The sequence below is a fragment of the Nostoc sp. UHCC 0302 genome (assembly GCF_038096175.1).
Classification (GTDB): Bacteria; Cyanobacteriota; Cyanobacteriia; order Cyanobacteriales; family Nostocaceae; genus UHCC-0302.
Window position 1 is genome coordinate 5,138,970 of sequence record NZ_CP151099.1, and the last position, 18,419, is coordinate 5,157,388.

Here is an 18,419-nt window from a genome sequence, read left to right on the forward strand (position 1 = left end):
GTATTTAAATTCAAGAATTAATTTAGTTAATTTGGGTAATAATTTATGAATAATAAAAAAGAAAATATTAGGTTACTTGTTTCTCTGGGTATAGCAGGAGTAATGGTAGCAGGTATTTTATTTATAGTAGGGAGATTTTCATCGAGTATTTCAAAAAATGCAATGTATGACCCACCTTCACCTTTACTACCAAATTCCCCTTTTCCGGAAGGAGTCAGTTTAGGTGCAAAAATTTTAGTGACGGCAGATAAAACTGCTGATAAAGAAGCAGGAGTACAAGCTTTTGCATCTAATGATTTTGCCACTGCTGTCACTAAATTTCAATCATCTCTGCAAAGCAATCGTAATGACCCAGAATCATTAATTTATTTGAATAACGCCAAAATTGCTAAATCGCAAGTTTTAAAAGTTGCGGTTATAGCACCAATTGGTCTGACTTTAAATGAGGCGAAAGAGCTTTTACGCGGAGTGGCGCAAGCTCAAGATGAAGTTAATAATAGTGGTGGAATCAAGGGTTTACCGTTGGCAATTCAAATTGCCAGTGTTGATAAATTTGACAAGATAAAAGAGCTAGATGATCAATTTGTTAAAGACTCTAGCCTTGTAGCAGTCGTAGGATTTGGCCGCGACGAAAAAATTTATAACGATAAGGGTTTGGTCAGGATTTCTCCTGGAAGTCCAACAACGCAATCTCGACAAGACCAAACACAATCTGGACAGACAAGATACGTATTTTATGCAAGTCCAGATCGTGACAACTTTACTCAAGCTATTGCCGAATATATCGTTAAAAAAGAACGGCGAACAAATGTCGCTATTTGCTTAGATTCGGCACAAGCAGAAAGAAGTCAGGCAATTAAAAAACAATACGCTGATTTCATTGCTAAAGCTGGTGGCAAAGTTACGGACACAGAATGCAATTTATCAGCTCAAAATTTTAGAGCCAGTGATTTTATCACTAAAGCCATAACTGATGGTGCAGAAGCCTTACTATTAAATCCTAGACCAGACAAAATCGATGCAGCTATCGATGTGGCTAGAGAAAATAAAGGTAGGCTTGCTCTTTTTGGTTCCCAACAGATGTATGGCGAAAAACTTTTAAAGTTTGGGCAAGGAGATGTCAAAGGGATAGTACTGCCTGTACCTTGGCATCAGAATGCTAATAATAATGCTGGTGGAAACAATTCTTTTGGTGATAAAGCTATTAAACTTTGGGGCGGACAGGTAAGTCCACGAACTGCGATCGCTTATGATGCTATGCAAGTAATTATTGCTGGCTTAAAAGAGGGTATCACCCGCCAGAGTTTGCAAAAAGCGTTGTCCAATCCTAATTTTTCAGCAACAGGAGCAACCGGAAAAATTCAGTTTTCGCCATCAGGTCAACGCCAGGGTGGAGTCTTTTTAGTCAAAGTTGAGCCTTGTGAATCAAGCCAATCTTGTTCTTCTAGTACTGGCTACAATTTTGTACTGGTACAGTGAAATAGCGATTTTGGTAGTTTATAGAGTCGGCATTGCCCGCCCAACGCAGTGGCTACCCTTGGTAAGCTACGGTGTATACACAAGTCTAAAATAGCTGATTAACCAAGTTTTTACCCCACCCTAACCCTCCCCTTGCAAAGGGGAGGGAACTAGATTTCTTGTTTCCCACCAATGCATCGGGGGGATTAAGGGGGGTAATTTGATTTGTGTATACACGGTAGCCGATGCTTTGGGGAGGGTGCGCGACAGCGCGGGTGGGGTGTATTTCATGTGCCTGGCAATTGCTATAACTTTACTAAATCAAAACTAAATTATCCCGATGAATTACGGTTTCAGCACCGTCATAACCTAGAATTGTAGGAATTTCTCGCGAATGACGCCCGCGAATTTTTTGCAGTTCATCGCTGCTGTAATTTACAACTCCTCTGGCGATTTCTTCACCCTTGATATCACACAATTGCACAGCATCTTGTGTGTCAAAGTCTCCTTCTACTGCTTTAATTCCAGCCGCCAATAAGGATTTTCCCGCTAGAGAAATTGCCGCGATCGCACCTTCATCCAAATATAATTTACCAGCTGGTACAAGACCGTAAGCTATCCAACGTTTACGGGCAGAAGTCGGTTCTGGTTGCGCCTCAAAGTGTGTACCTATAGGTTCACCTTGGATAATTTTTTCTATATTGCGCGGAAATCGCCCTTGGGTAATTACAGTCCGCACACCAGCCGCGATCGCAATTCTCGCCGCAGAAATTTTGGTCACCATCCCACCAGTACCCCATTGAGAGCCTTGAGAGCCTGTTTGTATCTGCAATTGAGCTAATTCTTTAATACTACTAACCAAAGCGATCGGTTGGGCATCCGGTACAGAACGCGGATCTGCTGAGTACAATCTATCTACATCTGTGAGCAAAAATAGCCAATCTGCTTCTACTAAACTGGCAACCAATGCCGAAAGGGTATCATTATCACCAAATTTCAATTCTTCAACTGCTACCGTATCATTTTCATTCACTACGGGAATTACCCCCAATCCCAGGAGTTCCCGAAAGGTGTTGTAAACATTGAGATAGCGGCTGCGTTGTACCAAGTCGCTGCGAGTTAGCAATACTTGAGCAATTGGCTGTTGTAAGGTAGTAAATAAATCATCATATACGCGCATTAATCTGCCTTGTCCAACTGCTGCGACTGCCTGTTTGAGCGCGATCGCTTTGGGGCGTTCGGTTAGACCCAACCGCGCACAACCTACCCCCACAGCACCAGAGGAAACCAAAATCACTCGATGCCCCTGGCGTCTTAAATAACAAAGTGTTTCCACTAAAGTAGCAATGGTAGACAGTGCTAATTGTCCTGTTTCTGGTTGAGTCAGGCTAGAAGTACCGATTTTAACAACAATTGTTTTGGGCATCTAAAAAGCTAGAAGTTATGAATTAGGAGTTAGGAGTTAAATTGAATTCATAACTCATAACTTCTAACTCCTAACTCAATTTGTAAAGCGCCAGTCCCTCTATAAGTGAAGGCTGACGCTTTACGGGTTTATATTTATCTGTTATGAGTTAAGGTCTTTTTTTGCTGACCCCATGTTATTAACACTTATAATCCCCGATTTTTTCGCTTGGGTAAGTTTTTTTAATCATTTCTTTAGATTTACTTTCCTGATGATTTGTCAAGGTTTGTGAATTTTTGTTTTTTTAGGAGTAATAGAGGCTCCTAAAATTTCGGATATCCAGACTTCAAAGTTGCGTATTGGATGAGAACGGAGAGCAGCGTCTGGATGGACAATCGGTTCTACAAGGATTGTAAACATTCCCAAGCGATTACCTGCGATGACATCAGTAAATAAGCGATCGCCTACCATCCCCACTTGATGCACTGGTAAATTCATGGCTGTAAGTGCTGCTCTGATTTTGCGCCGCGAGGGCTTGGCTGCACCCAAGTAGTAAGGCAGGTTAAGAGAGCGGGCAATTCCACCAATTCGTGCTTCGCTTAGGTTATTACTCACCAAGCACAGTGCAACACAGGCACGAATTTGCTCCACCCACTGTTGTAATTCTGGGGAAGCAACTCCCACTGTAAAAGGTACTAAGGTTTCATCTACATCTAAAACCAGCCCCTTCAGCCCATATTTTTGGATAATGTCTGGCGTTAGGTTCAACACTGAACCTTCTAAAATCAAGTCAGGCTGTAAGATATTGTTCCAAGTCATAGTCAGCAGTAATTGAGCTTTGGGTATTGGGCAAGGGGCATTAAGTATGAAGCATTAGTTATTAGTTATTCTCCCTTATCTCGCCGAACACTTTGAGATAAAATACCTAAATTTTTGTCTATCGTTTTAATGTAATAGTTATTCAAATCAATAATATACGTAATTTTCTTCTAACTTCAAAAACTTCCAAATATCCCCGGTTGTTACCGCGCCATAAATTTTACTAGCTTTGTTTCTTTCTTGTAGATGAAATAATTGTACTTTAGTCCTTTTTCTACATCTACATTAAAATCTGTTACCGAAAATAAACTAATTGGATAACTTCCCCTACGTTTAACTTCCAACAATATTGGTGTAATAATCATTTCTGAACGAGCTTTTTCAGTATTAATTGCTAAAGCTAGTTCAGCACGGCGTAAAAAAACCATCAATTGAAAATGCCTGAAACCTTTGTGAAAACGTAATTCGTAATTACGAATTCCGCGTAGCGGTACTAGTTCCACAGTTTCTTGTTAAGTATTTGTGAGTTTCTCGCTTGGCTGTAAAGGTTCTACATTGGCATATAAATCTATTTCTTTATCAATGCGGGTGTTGAATGACTTCTTCAATTTACTCAACTTCAAGTTCTATAACTCATTTTCAGCACCCCAAAGTTCCACCACTTCTACATTCTATGAAGCGTTGTATGTTATAACCTCTTGGCTATCGGCAAGAGGTTTAGGTAGATTACGATTATAATTAAAAATTCCCAATTAAAAATTTTAAAATGTTACATTTTTATTTTTAATTTTGCGAAAAGTTGCGTGCGGGGGTTTCCCCCGTTGAGCAAACTTTTCAAGACGAATTTTTAATTTTATTCAACTTCATTAAAGAGATGTTCCTCTAACAGCGGTTGAACTTTACGAAACTCTTCTGGTGAAAGTAATTCAGGTGTACCTGCTTTTGTTATTCGTGCAAAAAACAACAGTGGATCAAGAGGCGTATAAATTGCATACTCCTGATCTTCGTGATAGAAGCTAGAGAGTAGCTGTAGTTGCTCTGGCTCTAAATCTGCCTCGTCGTCTTCGATTTCTAAGGTAAAAAGTTCTGACTCTTCAACTGGTGGTAAATCACCCGCAACCGTCAGAGCATAAGCTGTATTTTTTAGAATCAGGTTTTGCTCAGATAGTACAGCTTGGGCTGTGGTAAAAAGTTGATCAATGACGGCATCATCTTCTACTAGCAGAGCTTCTTCTTCTTCTTCCTCACCTTGCCAAGCAAAAATCTCTACAGGTGAGTCTACAGGAAGAAGTAAAACATATTCTTGCCCATCTACCTCAAGGGAATGCTCGATATAACATTCGAGCGATCGCCCCTTTTCATCGGTTAAAGTGATGGAACCCGCATGAGCGTTATCATTTTCTTCAGGAAATTCAGAGGAAAACATAGCCGAGTTGTAAAACTTTAATAAATGTCAGCAAATGTGGTAATCGTTTAACTGTTGAATGACAGAAAATGTCAACCAAATAGCTTGAAACGTAGCTACAACTGCTGGGTAATCGTTTTCAGAATATCATGTAAAAAGGTATCAATACTCAACAGCTACTACGCTAGGGTGTGAACCGGCACGTCTAATATCCAACCATTGTTGCAAAATCAAAGAGGCTGCTTTTCGGTCAATCAGACCTTTATTGCGTGATGGAGAACGATTCTCAGCTATTAGCAGTTGTTCTGCCTGAAATGAAGTTAATCGCTCATCCACATATTCCAGAGGCAGTTTCAGCGCTTTAGCAAGTCTTGTAGCAAACTTTTGGGTTTGACGTGCCTGAAATCCCAGGGAGCCATCCATTGAATAAGGTAAGCCAATAATCAAGATTTGCACTTCGCGTTCATTAACTATTTGTCGTATTTGTTCAACATCTTGGTCAAAAGATGTGCGCTCAACTGTAGTGATGCCTGTGGCAATCAAACCCGTGCGATCGCATCCTGCTACACCAATCCGCTTGCGACCCAAATCTAAACCCAATGCTGAGATAAACGACTTTTGCTGTTCTTGGGGTAACACCTACTTCTCCTGCTCTGCATCTGCTGACTCTGGCTGGCAAGATGCTTCCATACTTGTGTTTTTTCCCGAAAAGTTCAGAGGTTCTGACTTGGCTGGCAATGGTCTATCTGATGGCGATTTTCCTGGTTGTAACCATGACATTCCACCTGGTACTGGTTTACGTGCTGGTTGTAGACCTTGCAGCATATCAGTCCACTGAATTCCTTCTAAAGAGACGAATTTCGACTCCCGTAGCTTGTGCCATACCGAACGAGACATGATTAGCGTATGTTCTATACGTTTTGCCCCAATTCGCTCTAAATACTCTTCTCGTTCTGGCTGATAGTCTGAAGACGCTAGTTGCAAACCCTGCTGCGGAAAATCTTGAGCAATGCGAGCCAACTGAGACAGTAATTCTGGATACAGCCAAGTGTAAGCTGGATGAACCGTCAGCGTTGCTACATGGGGAACTTCACCTTTGCGATCAAGTTGCACTTGAAAATGACCGATCGCTGCTTTACGTTGGGGTTCAAACACGTAGCCACTCACTATTTCTGTTTTGGTTACCCACTGCTTGACGGCATCAGTTAACACGCCAAACAAACTCGTTTTGAAATCGCGAGTGTTGCGATCAAAAACCTGACGGACTAAAGGTGGCATTGATGCCGTATCTAGTTGATATAGTAGCTGGGCATCGGCGTTACTCACTGGTAAGAGATTGGGTAAGTCTGGCTCTCCTTGTGCCAACTCAGCCAGTAATTCCGCTTCAATTTCCCAATATGTCATTTCCGCCAAACGTTGAAATCCATTTTGTCGGTACAGCGCCAGCGCCTCTTTGTCATTGACGTTGACTTCCAGTAACCAGGTGCGAGCTTCCAGAATCGATTCAAAACAATGGCGCAAAAGTTGCGAGCCGATTCCCTGCTTATCTGCACCCTGCTCTAGCATCACTCGATCAATTCGCCAAGTGCTGCGTGTTCGGTTAAACGGTGACACCTGAATCATCCCCAGCAGCATCCGTCCTTGCTCTGCTACATAGCCGCAAAAGCGGTACTGTAGCGGATTAGGAAACCAACTCAAAAATTTGAGTAATCCATACCAACGGCGTAACCATTGCATTTGGCGTATGGCAAAACCTGATCCCTTGTGAGTTAGGGTTGCGAATGACTCTTGAGTTAAGCGCTCAATTCCGTCCAGATCCCGGTATTGGACTGGTCGGATGACAACGCTGAGATTTCGGGGAAGTATTGAGGTCATTTTGATTCGAGCCGCCATTTCGCCTTAACTAAATTGCTCTCGGTGAGATACTGCTGCAATAATCTTAACGGCTTTCCGCTTCCGGCTATTGCGCCAAAAGAGTGATTTTCGTAACTAATATACTTATAAAAACGCAGAAAAAGCAGACCTTGTGAGAACACCACTGGCGTTTACCCAACAATATCTGCTTCTATCTTATTTTAATTTTGTTTAAATTTTATATAGATTGTGACCCTTGCCGAGAAACTAGCTTTTCAAAATTGGCTTGGGTCTGATGGAGTAATTGCTGGCGACTATCTTGATGAGTCTGCTTCAGGGTTGGAACCAGATTACGAGCTTGTAAGGTCATATGAAGTTGCAGGTGGGCAACATATTCGCTGAAATCTTCATTTGGTACAACTGCGCCCGTTAAGAAATTTGATTCCATTGCCACTATGTTCTCCTTTGCTAATGCTCTGCTGTTTCTTCACATCATTACTACTTATCATGTTGTTCAGTCTATCTTCTTAATTTGCAATGAAGTGTAACGGTTTTTAGTAATGCACTGTGGGGATTGGGGACTGGGGATTGAGCATTGGGCATTAAGAGTGCTGAGTCAGGAATCCAGAGCTAATACCATTTCACTTGAAGAATGATACAAATACTTTGGTAGGGACACGGCAATGCCGTGTCCCTAAAAGAAATGTATATCTATCAAGATTTTCGTGAATTGGTATAAGAGCCAAGAGTCAAGGTAAGTTATTTCTCCCCTGCTTCCCCTGCTTCACCTGCTCCCTGCTCCCCTGTCTCCTTGCCCCTAGCAAGGCGATCGCTTGGCGATTACTACCGTTGCATTTACTCGCAATATCTTAATTTGAGTACTCAGTGCCGATAATTAAGGTATAATCCAGCGTTTATCTCTGTTTCTGCTGACTTGCTATAGTTACAAGCTTTACTATTAAATAGTAAAAATACTGAAAGAACCAAGTAGTTTCTTATAACCGTTGCGTAAAAGCGGCAGCTAAGCTTACAACTTCGGTGGGGTCAAGCGGCGTGGATATATATGTTTGACAACCCATCTCTAAAAATGTTTTAGGGTAAGTGCATCTATTTGTATCCAATACTGCAACTGTCAAAATTTCTTTCCCTGTTTCCAGCGCTTGAGCTTTTACTTTTGCTAGCAGCGTAGAATTTTTCAGCAAATTAATACTAGCGAATATAATATTTAAGGTTTGATATGATAAGGCCTCTATCGCTTCATATAAAGAAGCCACTGAGACAACAGAAGCCCCATCTTCTTCAAGAATAAAAGTCAGCAACTCTAGATCATCTGGCTGGTTGTCAGCAACAAGTATCTGTAACCCTTCTAATACTCGTTCTTCTCTAAGTTGTGTTTTCTGTATATACATAATATATAAGCTAGCTCCTCTCACGTTTACATATAAACTGTGTAGTTCCTTTTATAATTAAATACTCTAGACTACTTAATGACAGTTCTACCGGAAGAGGGAAAGCTGTTTTAACTATATTAATTTCAATAAATCATAGGTTAACCACTTCTACTACCAAAGACTTTTCTAACAGAGAATGTTTTTTTATTAAATTTAATTTATTTTTGTAAAGCTGTTTCATTTATAAAACTGTTTTGACAGTGGCGATCGCATCTTCCACAGTCTCTACAATGTAAACATTTTCTGGCGACAGCTTTTTGAAAAAAATTTTGCTTTCTTCATCGTTAGTCAACAGAATTACGGGCTTATTTCCTTTCAAAGCTAAGGCAATTTCTGAAGCAGTTCCTGTACCCATCCCGCAGGCGATTACCACATTACTGCTGAGAACATTAAGATTGTTTCTCGCATTTCCCATATCTGTGAAAATAGCAATATCCACTGCTTGAGAAATTCCATCTCGATTATTATTAGGAAGAATTCCAATAGTTAAACCATCACCAGATTTTGCACCTTTACTTGCTGCATCCATCACTCCCACATTTCTCCCACCTGTGAGTAGAACCCATCCCTGTTTAGCAATAATTTGGCCGAGTTCATAGGCATTTTGCAAATCATTTGCTGTTGCTTTCTCTCCAGACCCCATCACCCCAATAATAATTTTTCTCATAGCAGTCAAAATTTTAGTAGAGACGTTTTATGGCGCGTCTCTACCATTTTTCACCCCAATAGATAATTTCTGAAGCTGATTTATCAATTGCTACTCCATAGCTATCACCATGATTCCACTTAAATCCTGCACTACCTCTATCTTGTGCATTCAATACTAATATTTCATAGGTAGCTGGAAAAGATTCAACAGCAGAGTCACTGGTGTAAAAAAAAGTTGTTGGCACACCATTTGGTAGGTTTATATGGTCGTTAGTGTCACCACCTATATATTTGTGCTTGGCAATATTTCTATATTGTGTAAGTAATTTTTGGATCTTTTCTGGTGGCTCTTTTAGCCTAGCTTGAAAATAACTACCTCCTTGTAATAATCCCGGAGAGTAAGCGATATGGACATTCTTAGCATCAGCAGGAATCTCATGAGGAAAATATTTAATGTCGTCATTATTACCCCATAGCTGATTACGGATTTCTTGATAGCGTGATGTATCAGTTATGATTTCTGACTCACTGGTACTGCTAAAAGCTTTTCTTAGAAAAAAACTTCCCCCGATAATACCAAGGCTACCAAGAGAAAATAGAAATATCATGGCGACTTTGACAAAATGCGATCGCTTCATCGAGTTGGGTGAATCTGAATTTCATAGTCATATACCCAACTACTAAACTAAATTCGTAGTGTTGCGAAGCTACTTCAATAGATATTCTCGAAAACTTCGTGTACACCGGGAAAATACGGGTTTATTGTAAAATTATTGTAAAGCTAATTCAGAAGTTTTAAAGATACAGTGATTTGCTGGTTCAATCATAAAACTATCTGTGTTGCTATAGAAAATGCGCTTCGCTTGATAATTTCACTGACAAAGATTTGCAACATTATTTATCCTCAATTTATTGTCATTTCTGAATCCTGACTTCTGACGCCTTTATTCTGCTTTCAAGTTTAAGAGCAGAAAAAACTGAATTTGAGGGCTGTAAAGATTCCCAAAAGTTAAGAATTTGTTCTCCTACTAGCTGAGGCTGGAAGAAGTGAAAAAAATGTCCTCCTTCTGGACACGACCATAAGCGATCGCCTTTTTTCAAATACGGTTCCCATCCTTGCAATGCATCATGTTCGACAATAATGTCGTTCAAGCCACCACAAACCATTAAAGGTACTGGGACTGAACTTGGAGGTATACGCAAACGTTGAAACAGAGAGTTTGGAGAGAGAGAACAATCTAAGTCACGTTTCAACAGCTTTACTAAACGGTTGATAGTTCGTTCATCGTGATAGCCAAACAGGTTGTAAACCATCGTCGTCAGAGTTTTTTGACGACTTAAGTGCTGGCAATGCATATAGTAATGTGATTGCCAATCAACGGCTGCATCAAAACCCACGCCTAACAGCGTTAAAGACTTGATTTTTCTTGGATATCGACGAGCATAGAGTAGCCCTAGTAATCCTCCAGTGCCATGACCAATTAGGTGAACTGTGCGATCGCACGATTGGAGATAATTATGGAGTCGGAGAACAGCTATATCTAGAGAACTTGACTCATCTTGGTCTTGACAATATTCCCACTGTTTCATTCTCACTGAGTGAGACATTTCAAACAACAACGGTTCAGCAAAGTATTGCAAACTAGGACTTGTATTTAACCACAGGGCATTTGATTTCTGAGACATGACAATTACTTGGTAAAAATCATTAGCATCTGGATTAACGATTATTAGTCAGTAAATTTGACTAACTACTAATCGCTTTTGAGTGAGCGCCAAGTTGGTGAGGCAAGCATTACCCGCCTACCAAGGCGCATCAGTAAGGTCTTGCTCTACTGATAGCGGACTTGTGGAAGTTGTGATTTAGTTCTTACTTGTTGAGAATTAAACTCAATAAACTTAGACAACAGCTTACACTAAATTTTCAGTTAATGAAATAGATTTTCATTAAGGACTTGGAAAGATGGTCAAGGACAACTCACCATAACCAGGAAATTTCCGCTCCGCTCAGACTTCTCTGTGCTTGCGTGGGTTATATAAAAAGTTTGATTTTCTTTTAGCCCACAAAGGTGGGCTTTGTTTGTATAGCCACAAATTCTATTCGCCAAGGCTGTCAGCAGTAATACTCAAACATAGGGATAATCAATCTAAGTAGTCTTTGCTTTCAAATCCCCTGCATGAACAAGCTGTCCAAAAATCGGATATTTTTTTCCATTTTTAGTCTGATTGCCGCAAATGTAATCGCTTATTTAATTAACCAATTACCTGGAATTCCAGATTTCCCACATAAAGGTTTATTAATTTTTGGTGCTGTGATTATTATGACGCTGTTAATGATATGGGGAATATATCAGCAGCCAGAAGACGTACCAGAACAAATTGACCCAACTTTAAGACCGCGACTACTGGAAGCAGAAGAAACAAAGGTTAAAAAGCGATCGCAAGATTCTCTGCATTTGTCGCTGATGATTGAGCTAGACAAACAAGAGCAACCGCAAAGAGTCGGACGAAACCCACTGCAACCCTTGTATACAATCTCTGCAAACCAGAATACAAGTCCACCTCAGCAAATCAATCGCATGGTGGAAATGTTACAGCGAATAGATATCGGTGGCAGGCTATTAATTTTAGGACAGCCAGGAGGCGGGAAAACTACGACACTGCTAAATTTGGCAGAGGAATTATTGGAAACAGCAAAGCGAGATGATACAGCCCCAATGCCTTTTATCTTTGAACTTTCGGCATGGCGAGATGATAACGTCAAAATTCTAGATTGGTTAATTATTCAACTCAAGGAAGAATATAATGTAACACCTAGAATCAGCCGATTTTGGTTGGAACGGGGTGATATTTTGCCGTTGTTGGATGGGTTGGATGAGTTGGGGTTAGAACGACAGAAAAAGTGCATCAAAGCAATTAATCAATATTTGGGTGAGGATGCAAAGCGGGATTTGGTTGTTTGCTGTCGGGAAGAGGAATATCACGCAGGAGAAGAACAGCTTACACTGTTACATGGTGCGGTTTGTTTGCAGCAGTTGTCGGACAGACAGATTCAAGATTATTTAAATCAGTTGAATAGACCTGATTTATGGCAAGAAATTCAGATAAACGCGGAATTTTTGGAATTAGCAAGGACACCATTATTACTCTCAATGATGGTGATTGCGTATCAAGGAAGGGCAATACAGACAAAGCAAGATTTATTTGATGCTTATATCGAGCGTAGGTTTAATTTGCTGCCTGTGGGGAAGGGAGAACCGCAGCGAAAGAAAAATATACATTTTTTAGCATTTTTAGGAAAGCGATTGAGAGGAACGCAGACGGAGTTTTTGATTGAGAATATGCAGCCAGATTGGTTACAAAATCGTCAGCAAAGGTGGTTGTATAAATTTATTTTAGGGCTGGGTTTAGGGATGATTTTTGGGATGATTTTAGGGATGATTTTTGGGCTGAGTTCTGGGCTGAGTTCTGGGCTGATTTTTGGGATGATTTTTGGGCTGATTTTTGGGCTGATTTTTGGGATGATTTTTGGGCTGAGTTCTGGGAATTATTCCATTCAATCAGTCGAAGCAATTCAATTGTCGGTGACAAAAATAGGAATTAATACTTTTATCAAAAATTTGATTTTAGGGCTGATTTTAGGGCTGAGTTCTGGGCTGATTTATGAGCTGATTTATAGGCCGATTTTAGGGCTGATTTTAGGGCTGATTTTAGGGCTGATTTATGGGCTGACTTATGGGCTAGTTGAGGGACTAAAGGCTGATTTAAAAACTAAATTTACACCCAATCAAGGTATTTGGGCGTCGTTCAGGAACACGCTTTTCATCACAGTTATATTTAATATTCTCTTTTTCTCTAGCCAACTTTGGTTGCAACCCTTTTTACTTAATTTTCTTAAACTTAATGACGTTACTTTAATTTTAAATTTGTCGCAAAGTCTTACTTTTATTATTGCATTATTATCCGGTGGGGGATTAGCCTGTATACAGCACGTTTCCCTACGTTTGGTACTTTGGCGCAGTGGCTACATACCTTGGAACTATGCTAAATTTCTCAACCGTGCAGCAGAGCGTCGCTTAATTCAACAAGTCGGTGGCCGTTATCGGTTTATCCACCGTTTGCTACTCGACCACTTTGCTAATATGCGTTTGTCGTAGTTTGAGTAATGTGTTCAGCTTTAGTTTGCAATGTTTGGTTCATGGCTTTAATACCTTGGCGAACCTGAATATTTAAAATATTTAACCAACGAGCCAGCAGAGTCACTAGTAAGCCGTTGAAAGATTCTTGCTGAATGAACAGAACGCCAGCTTTCGGCTCAAACTTACACCTGAATGAATGCGTGAATTACTTAAAGAGAAAAGCAAACTGGGGTTTGAGAAAGCCATAAATCTAAATGCTTGCGGAAAACACCAAAATGAATACCCGATATACTGAAATGAGAAAGCAATAAGCTTTTTTGCTTGCTGAATCTACTGAAATGAGTACGCGATATACTGAAATGAGAAAGTAATCAGGCATTTTGAGTAAGCAATATGCCTTTTTACTTGCTGAATCTACCGAAATGAGAAAGCAATCAGACATTTTGAGAAAGCAATCAAGGCTTTTGAGTAAGCAATCAAGCATATTGCTTATTGAATATGAACTTTTGAGAAAGTAATATACCTTTTTGCTTGCTGAATATGAATTTAAGTTAAATAAATGATCGCCATTATTTCTACCCATCAGGCTACAACACAGGTGCTTGATGAATTCAGAGCATGAAAAGTAGGCGATCGCATCTTAGAGAATGTTTTACAAGTGGTTGGCTGTGATTTTAATTACCCCCCTTAATCCCCCCTTGTAAAGGGGGGAAACCGAAAAATCCAGTTCCCTCTGAGATAAATCCAATCAGCAGGAGTAGCGATCGCGTTTGTAAAGGGGGGAAACCGAAAGATCCAGTTCCCTCCCCTTTATAAGGGGAGCCACTGCGGTCTTGGGGTTTCCCCAAGTGGAGCAAGTGGCGTGAGGGTTAGGGTGGGGTAAAAAATATTTGATACATCAATCATGACTTTTCAAACATCCTCTTAAAAAGATCCGACAATCATCCCCGCAAGTAATATAAAACCAATCCAGACATTTTGCCGGAACATCTCACCATAAACAGGGTTAGGTAAGTCTTGCTGTCTTAATCGCAAGTACTGCCAAACCCAGCCAGCAGTAGCAAGTACTAAGCTAATCCAGAAGGCAAGGTGAAGGTGGATAGAAACGCCCAGCCAAACCAGTAATAGAATTGTGCCAGCAAAGAAAATTCCAATAGCAGTGGGGGCGTAATTACCAAAAAATAGAGCGCTAGAATTAACGCCAATCCGTCGGTCATCTTCCTTGTCGCTCATGGCGTAAAGCGTATCAAATCCCAATGTCCACAGTACAGTTGCGCCCCAAAGTATCCAAGTTGGTAGGGAAATGGTTTGCGTTACTGCACTCCAGCTAATCAACACACCAAAACCCCAAGCAATTGAAAGCACCAATTGCGGCACTGGAAACACCCGCTTTGCACCTGGATAAAGCAAAATTACAGGTACTGCTGCCACACATAACCAAAAGCTGAGGGGATTAAGATAAAAAGCCAGAACCGCAGCACAAGCCATTGCTACTACAGCGACAACAATACCAACTTTCACAGATAAAGCACGGGATGCGAGAGGGCGATCGCGTGTTCTCTCCACTTCTGGATCAATATTCCTATCCCACAAATCATTGACAACACACCCTGCTGCACTCGTGGCGAGAGTACCCAAGACGATGACACCGACCAAGGGTAAAGGTGGCTTACCAGCGGCTGCCAGAAACACAGCCCAAAGGGCAGGAATCATTAAAATTAACCGTCCTTCTGGTTTATGCCACCGCAAAAGCCGGATAATCACGAGCCAAACAGGTTCCTGGTTGCGTTCTGGCGTTCTCCACATAAAAATTAAGAAAAAATCAAGAACTTTACTTTAGTTAGATGAATTAGCGCATCTTTACATATATAGAATATCTTTAATTGCGATTTGTAAAATTAGAATATAAAGTGCTGATTTTATATACATCTAAAATCAGCACTTTAGTTGTCAGCAGCAGGGTAAGTATTTCTATCTCAGGTAGCATCGCCATCAGATTAACCTGAGAATACGAGTGTTGTGCATCATACCAGTGCCGAGTATCCCGATTTTTACCATCCTTCTTAAAGAGAGAAAACTAGATGCTGAATTTAGTTTCAGCTAGCTGGGAGAGCGTTCCAACTCCAGCAGTTGAGCAACACAGGATTATTGCTGCCATTGACTTGGGAACAAATTCATTGCACATGGTAGTAGTAAAGATTGACCCGACACTACCAGCTTTTAGCATTATCGCCAGAGAAAAAGAAACTGTGAGATTGGGCGATCGCGATATTGCTATAGGGAATCTGAAACCAGAGATCATTGAAAAAGCGATCGCTGCCTTGGGACGCTTCCAAGAAGTTGCCAAAACTTTAAACGTTGAAACTATCGTTGCAGTGGCAACTAGTGCCGTGCGGGAAGCCCCTAATGGCAAAGATTTTCTGCACAAGGTAGAAGCGGAGTTAGGTTTAAGTGTGGACTTGATTTCTGGTCAAGAAGAAGCGCGACGAATCTACTTAGGTGTGCTGTCGGGGATGGAATTTAATAACCAGCCCCACATGATTATTGATATCGGCGGCGGTTCCACAGAATTAATTTTGGGCGATAGTCATGAACCGCGTACTCTCACCAGTACCAAAATCGGTGCAGTCCGATTAACTAGCGAGTTAATTCACACTGACCCCATCAGCAATTCTGAATTTCAGTATCTGCAAGCCTATGCAAGGGGGATTTTAGAACGTTCTGTAGATGAAGTGCTGACAAACCTCCAATTTGGTGAATCTCCCCGTTTGGTAGGTACATCTGGCACGATTGAAACCTTAGCGATGGTTCATGCACGAGAAAAGTCAGGTGTTATCCCTTCTACTCTTAATGGTTACCAGCTTAACGTCAAAGATGTACGGGAACTAGTAACTCGTTTGCGGAAGTTGAGTCACTCAGAAAGGGCTGCAATACCTGGAATGCCAGATAGGCGGGCTGAAGTGATACTCGCTGGTGCAGTAATTTTACAGGAAGCAATGACCCTTTTGGGTGCTGAGTCAGTGACAGTATGTGAGCGTTCTCTCCGGGAAGGTGTGATTGTAGACTGGATGCTTACCCACGGTTTAATTGAAGATAAACTGCGCTATCAAAGTTCAGTACGCGAGCGAAATGTCATAAAACTTGCTAACAAGTACCACATTAATTTAGAGCATAGCGATCGCGTGGCAGCATTTGCCCATAGTTTATTTGACCAAACGCAAGGTACCTTACACCACTGGGGAGCAGACGAGCGGCAATTACTATGGGCAGCTGCAATACTACATAATTGCGGTCATTATGTTAGCCATTCATCTCATCACAAGCACTCTTACTATTTAATTCGTAATGGTGAATTACTTGGTTATACCGAAACCGAGATAGAAATCATTGCCAATTTAGCCCGTTATCATCGCAAATCACCACCCAAGAAAAAACATGAAACCTATCAGAATTTGTTAACGAAACACCATCGGCAAATGGTCAGTCAATTGAGCGCTATCTTAAGATTGGCTGTGGCATTAGATAGACGACAGATTGGTGCGATCGCCCAAGTGCAATGTGAGTATTATCCAGAGTTTCAAAAGGTCAATTTATTAATTTTTCCATCTCAATCTGATGACGATTGTGCTTTAGAACTCTGGAGTTTGGATTACAACAAAATAGTATTTGAGGCGGAGTTTGGTGTGAAATTAGTAGCAAATTTAGAAAAATCTACAGTTGCTACTTTTGCCTAAAAATTAAGGTGCGTTATTTAGTTAACGCACCTACTGATAGCTTGGATTTAACTACCTTTGGGAGTTATGATCAATATCAATACTTGAGACAAATAATATTATGAATTTAGGCTTTTTGACAGTTCCTCCTAAGAAGACTCCTAAGCTAACTTACGAAGTACTGATTGAAAATGAACCAGATGGCACAGTTAAAGCAACCTTGTTAGGTTTAGCAGATTTTCAAAGTTCCGGTGCTACTAAAGAAGAAGCCATAAAAACGCTAATTCAGCGTTTGCAAGCACGTTTGGAGAAAGCGGAAATAGTTACTTTGGAAATGGAACCTCCTAAAACCGAACATCCTTGGATGAAATTTGCGGGTATGTTTAAGGATGATCCGCAATTTGATGAGGTGCAGGAACATATAGAAGCCTATCGTCGTGAACTAGATACAGAAATGGAGGAATATTATCAGCAATTTGATGCAGAGGATCAAACTAAGTGAGTTTGTGGATACTTGATACTGATTGTGTCTCACTTTTTCAACGGCGGCATCCAAGCATAACACAGCGTGTCAATACAGCCAATGCTGAAGATATTGCCATAACAATAATTACAGCCGAAGAACAACTGCGAGGGAGGTTTAAAATTATTAAACAGGCTTCCTCATCTGATAAATTGATATTAGCTTATGCGAATCTACAAGCTAATTTAGACTTTTTTAAAAATGTCAAAATACTTGAATTGAACCGTGATGCTTTCAATTATTACGAAGACTTGATTGGTAAAAGAATCCGTATTGGTACACAAGATTTACGTATCGCGGCGATCGCGCTTTCAATGAATGCTATTTTAGTTACACGTAACCGCAAGGATTTTGAAAAAGTTCCTAATTTGCAACTAGAAGATTGGACAGTATCTTAATATGGAGTGCTTGGGTTAACAGCAGTTTCATAGAGATGTACTGTTTCTGCATGAATATAGTGCTTCCCAATCCACTCATTGTAATTACCACCGCTCGTTTGTATATCTTTCGCTTCTGGCGTTTGCGGTTCTGTCATGGTCATATCTATCTGTTTGCAAGCGTGGTAATCAACTCATTAGACATTTTTCACTTCCTGCCAGCCTTTAATCGCTCCAGTAATAAATGCCCCCGCCGGATTATCAATCGCTTTTTCAAATGCCGCCAACCCCCCTTCTTTAACAGCAGCTATAACTCGCTGTTTCCAAGTTGGGTCGCTTTCGATGCGCTTAACTACTTCTGTTGCCACTACCATATCTCTTGCTGGTGTGTCGGCAGGATAGCTAGTCTCTAGTTGTTTGAGCAACGCTTGTATTTCGGCTGCGGCTTGGATTAGGCTTTGCGGTTGTCCTGCGGCGTAGTAATTACCTTGGATGTAATCGCGCCCAATATTTTCGTTGTAGTTGCCGCCGCCAGTATTAATGGTGCGATCGCCTGTCATAAGTTTATTACCCTAGAAAAAGTGGTTTCGTATATTGTAGTTACTTTTACGTAGATTATTTCTCTTG

Annotated in this window: 19 protein-coding genes; 5 read left to right on the forward strand and 14 right to left on the reverse strand. The window is 40.7% G+C overall.

The annotated features are described in order from the left end of the window. The first annotated feature begins 45 nt into the window (after window positions 1–45). On the forward strand, window positions 46–1,479 hold the full coding sequence (locus WKK05_RS22365; protein ID WP_341525271.1) for an ABC transporter substrate-binding protein: 1,434 nt from the start codon (window positions 46–48) through the stop codon (window positions 1,477–1,479). A gap of 295 nt (window positions 1,480–1,774) precedes the next feature. Here the strand turns inward: WKK05_RS22365 and proB are convergent, their stop codons facing one another. The 11 genes from proB to WKK05_RS22420 all read right to left on the reverse strand — a co-directional run bounded on the left by proB (window position 1,775) and on the right by WKK05_RS22420 (window position 10,726). Continuing rightward, window positions 1,775–2,884 carry a glutamate 5-kinase gene (gene proB / locus WKK05_RS22370; RefSeq protein WP_341525272.1) on the reverse strand — a complete coding sequence of 370 codons (1,110 nt, stop codon included), beginning with the start codon at window positions 2,882–2,884 and terminating at the stop codon, window positions 1,775–1,777. A gap of 258 nt (window positions 2,885–3,142) precedes the next feature. Beyond that, window positions 3,143–3,682: a YqeG family HAD IIIA-type phosphatase gene (locus WKK05_RS22375; protein WP_341525273.1), complete on the reverse strand. Its 540-nt coding sequence runs from the start codon at window positions 3,680–3,682 to the stop codon at window positions 3,143–3,145. 203 nt (window positions 3,683–3,885) lie between these two features. Beyond that, a complete protein-coding gene (locus tag WKK05_RS22380; protein ID WP_341525274.1) occupies window positions 3,886–4,185 on the reverse strand; it encodes a hypothetical protein in 300 nt (99 codons plus the stop codon). Window positions 4,186–4,535: 350 nt separating this feature from the next. Further along, on the reverse strand, window positions 4,536–5,108 hold the full coding sequence (locus WKK05_RS22385; protein WP_341525275.1) for a DUF3727 domain-containing protein: 573 nt from the start codon (window positions 5,106–5,108) through the stop codon (window positions 4,536–4,538). Between the two features lie 141 nt (window positions 5,109–5,249). Next, complete coding sequence (ruvX, locus tag WKK05_RS22390; protein WP_341525276.1) at window positions 5,250–5,726, reverse strand: Holliday junction resolvase RuvX; 477 nt, start codon at window positions 5,724–5,726, stop codon at window positions 5,250–5,252. Further along, on the reverse strand, window positions 5,727–6,980 hold the full coding sequence (locus WKK05_RS22395) for a GNAT family N-acetyltransferase (protein WP_341525278.1): 1,254 nt from the start codon (window positions 6,978–6,980) through the stop codon (window positions 5,727–5,729). It lies immediately after the preceding gene. A gap of 199 nt (window positions 6,981–7,179) precedes the next feature. Further along, complete coding sequence (locus WKK05_RS22400) at window positions 7,180–7,389, reverse strand: hypothetical protein (RefSeq protein ID WP_341531158.1); 210 nt, start codon at window positions 7,387–7,389, stop codon at window positions 7,180–7,182. Window positions 7,390–7,936: 547 nt separating this feature from the next. Then, on the reverse strand, window positions 7,937–8,350 hold the full coding sequence (locus WKK05_RS22405; RefSeq protein WP_341525279.1) for a hypothetical protein: 414 nt from the start codon (window positions 8,348–8,350) through the stop codon (window positions 7,937–7,939). Between the two features lie 223 nt (window positions 8,351–8,573). Then, window positions 8,574–9,059: a TIGR00725 family protein gene (locus WKK05_RS22410; RefSeq protein ID WP_341525280.1), complete on the reverse strand. Its 486-nt coding sequence runs from the start codon at window positions 9,057–9,059 to the stop codon at window positions 8,574–8,576. A 40-nt stretch (window positions 9,060–9,099) separates the two neighbouring features. Next, window positions 9,100–9,678: a hypothetical protein gene (locus tag WKK05_RS22415; RefSeq protein ID WP_341525281.1), complete on the reverse strand. Its 579-nt coding sequence runs from the start codon at window positions 9,676–9,678 to the stop codon at window positions 9,100–9,102. 277 nt (window positions 9,679–9,955) lie between these two features. Next, window positions 9,956–10,726 carry an alpha/beta fold hydrolase gene (locus WKK05_RS22420; protein ID WP_341525282.1) on the reverse strand — a complete coding sequence of 257 codons (771 nt, stop codon included), beginning with the start codon at window positions 10,724–10,726 and terminating at the stop codon, window positions 9,956–9,958. 491 nt (window positions 10,727–11,217) lie between these two features. Between WKK05_RS22420 and WKK05_RS22425 the strand changes: the two genes are divergently transcribed. Continuing rightward, window positions 11,218–13,197 (forward strand): NACHT domain-containing protein, encoded by a 1,980-nt coding sequence (locus tag WKK05_RS22425; RefSeq protein WP_341525283.1) that lies wholly within the window; start codon window positions 11,218–11,220, stop codon window positions 13,195–13,197. Window positions 13,198–14,103: 906 nt separating this feature from the next. Here the strand turns inward: WKK05_RS22425 and WKK05_RS22430 are convergent. Continuing rightward, window positions 14,104–14,985: a 4-hydroxybenzoate solanesyltransferase gene (locus tag WKK05_RS22430; RefSeq protein WP_341525284.1), complete on the reverse strand. Its 882-nt coding sequence runs from the start codon at window positions 14,983–14,985 to the stop codon at window positions 14,104–14,106. Window positions 14,986–15,260: 275 nt separating this feature from the next. Here WKK05_RS22430 and WKK05_RS22435 point away from each other — a divergent pair, with 275 nt between their 5' ends. The 3 genes from WKK05_RS22435 to WKK05_RS22445 all read left to right on the forward strand — a co-directional run bounded on the left by WKK05_RS22435 (window position 15,261) and on the right by WKK05_RS22445 (window position 17,813). After that, on the forward strand, window positions 15,261–16,913 hold the full coding sequence (locus WKK05_RS22435; RefSeq protein WP_341525285.1) for a Ppx/GppA phosphatase family protein: 1,653 nt from the start codon (window positions 15,261–15,263) through the stop codon (window positions 16,911–16,913). 100 nt (window positions 16,914–17,013) lie between these two features. Next, window positions 17,014–17,394 carry a hypothetical protein gene (locus WKK05_RS22440; protein WP_341525286.1) on the forward strand — a complete coding sequence of 127 codons (381 nt, stop codon included), beginning with the start codon at window positions 17,014–17,016 and terminating at the stop codon, window positions 17,392–17,394. Continuing rightward, on the forward strand, window positions 17,391–17,813 hold the full coding sequence (locus tag WKK05_RS22445; RefSeq protein WP_341525287.1) for a type II toxin-antitoxin system VapC family toxin: 423 nt from the start codon (window positions 17,391–17,393) through the stop codon (window positions 17,811–17,813). Before WKK05_RS22440 ends, WKK05_RS22445 begins: the two co-directional genes overlap by 4 nt. Here the strand turns inward: WKK05_RS22445 and WKK05_RS22450 are convergent. Continuing rightward, window positions 17,810–17,956 (reverse strand): hypothetical protein, encoded by a 147-nt coding sequence (locus WKK05_RS22450; RefSeq protein WP_341525288.1) that lies wholly within the window; start codon window positions 17,954–17,956, stop codon window positions 17,810–17,812. The two genes, WKK05_RS22445 and WKK05_RS22450, sit on opposite strands and share 4 nt — an antisense overlap. A gap of 33 nt (window positions 17,957–17,989) precedes the next feature. Continuing rightward, window positions 17,990–18,352 (reverse strand): hypothetical protein, encoded by a 363-nt coding sequence (locus tag WKK05_RS22455; protein WP_341525289.1) that lies wholly within the window; start codon window positions 18,350–18,352, stop codon window positions 17,990–17,992. Window positions 18,353–18,419 lie beyond the last annotated feature (67 nt).

Bases quoted from the DNA above. Each gene is read 5' to 3' on its own strand.
- WKK05_RS22400 (WP_341531158.1), bottom strand. From the start codon at position 7,389: ATGGAATCAAATTTCTTAACGGGCGCAGTTGTACCAAATGAAGATTTC.
- WKK05_RS22435 (WP_341525285.1), top strand. From the start codon at position 15,261: ATGCTGAATTTAGTTTCAGCTAGCTGGGAGAGCGTTCCAACTCCAGCA.
- WKK05_RS22385 (WP_341525275.1), bottom strand. From the start codon at position 5,108: ATGTTTTCCTCTGAATTTCCTGAAGAAAATGATAACGCTCATGCGGGT.
- WKK05_RS22375 (WP_341525273.1), bottom strand. From the start codon at position 3,682: ATGACTTGGAACAATATCTTACAGCCTGACTTGATTTTAGAAGGTTCA.
- WKK05_RS22365 (WP_341525271.1), top strand. From the start codon at position 46: ATGAATAATAAAAAAGAAAATATTAGGTTACTTGTTTCTCTGGGTATA.
- WKK05_RS22405 (WP_341525279.1), bottom strand. From the start codon at position 8,350: ATGTATATACAGAAAACACAACTTAGAGAAGAACGAGTATTAGAAGGG.
- WKK05_RS22410 (WP_341525280.1), bottom strand. From the start codon at position 9,059: ATGAGAAAAATTATTATTGGGGTGATGGGGTCTGGAGAGAAAGCAACA.
- WKK05_RS22420 (WP_341525282.1), bottom strand. From the start codon at position 10,726: ATGTCTCAGAAATCAAATGCCCTGTGGTTAAATACAAGTCCTAGTTTG.
- WKK05_RS22455 (WP_341525289.1), bottom strand. From the start codon at position 18,352: ATGACAGGCGATCGCACCATTAATACTGGCGGCGGCAACTACAACGAA.
- proB (WP_341525272.1), bottom strand. From the start codon at position 2,884: ATGCCCAAAACAATTGTTGTTAAAATCGGTACTTCTAGCCTGACTCAA.
- WKK05_RS22440 (WP_341525286.1), top strand. From the start codon at position 17,014: ATGAATTTAGGCTTTTTGACAGTTCCTCCTAAGAAGACTCCTAAGCTA.
- WKK05_RS22430 (WP_341525284.1), bottom strand. From the start codon at position 14,985: ATGTGGAGAACGCCAGAACGCAACCAGGAACCTGTTTGGCTCGTGATT.
- WKK05_RS22415 (WP_341525281.1), bottom strand. From the start codon at position 9,678: ATGAAGCGATCGCATTTTGTCAAAGTCGCCATGATATTTCTATTTTCT.
- WKK05_RS22450 (WP_341525288.1), bottom strand. From the start codon at position 17,956: ATGACCATGACAGAACCGCAAACGCCAGAAGCGAAAGATATACAAACG.
- WKK05_RS22425 (WP_341525283.1), top strand. From the start codon at position 11,218: ATGAACAAGCTGTCCAAAAATCGGATATTTTTTTCCATTTTTAGTCTG.
- WKK05_RS22395 (WP_341525278.1), bottom strand. From the start codon at position 6,980: ATGGCGGCTCGAATCAAAATGACCTCAATACTTCCCCGAAATCTCAGC.